1 tRNA gene and 1 rRNA gene are annotated in these 357 nt (G+C 44.8%); both read left to right on the forward strand.

The features are described from left to right. The first annotated feature begins 34 nt into the window (after positions 1-34). Positions 35-109: transfer RNA gene (locus tag ACTQ33_RS17215), tRNA-Glu, on the forward strand. A 138-nt stretch (positions 110-247) separates the two neighbouring features. Continuing rightward, positions 248-357 (forward strand): 5S ribosomal RNA (gene rrf / locus ACTQ33_RS17220); the annotation flags it as partial.

Below are 357 nucleotides of genomic sequence, written 5' to 3' on the forward strand. Positions count from 1 at the left end.
GGGTCCCGGGTTCGAGTCCCTGAAGGTGCACCATGGCCCGTTGGTCAAGTGGTTAAGACAGCGGCCTCTCACGCCGTTAACATCGGTTCGAATCCGGTACGGGTCACCAAAAAAGTTCTTGACAAGAGCAGACAATGATGATATAATCATTGAGCAAAATTAAATAGCTTACTGTTGAAAAGAATGGTAAGGAGAAGAAAAACATTGAAAGTTTCTTTTGCTTACTTTTCTTTTCAAAGAAAAGTAAGTTGGTGTTGATTGCAGCGAGGGTCCACCTGTTCCCATTCCGAACACAGAAGTTAAGCTCGTTTGCGCCGAAAATACTTTGCGGGCGACTGCACGGGAAAATAGGTAATG

This window comes from Candidatus Avoscillospira sp. LCP25S3_F1, from assembly GCF_052117125.1.
GTDB lineage: Bacteria > Bacillota > Clostridia > Oscillospirales > Oscillospiraceae > Avoscillospira_A.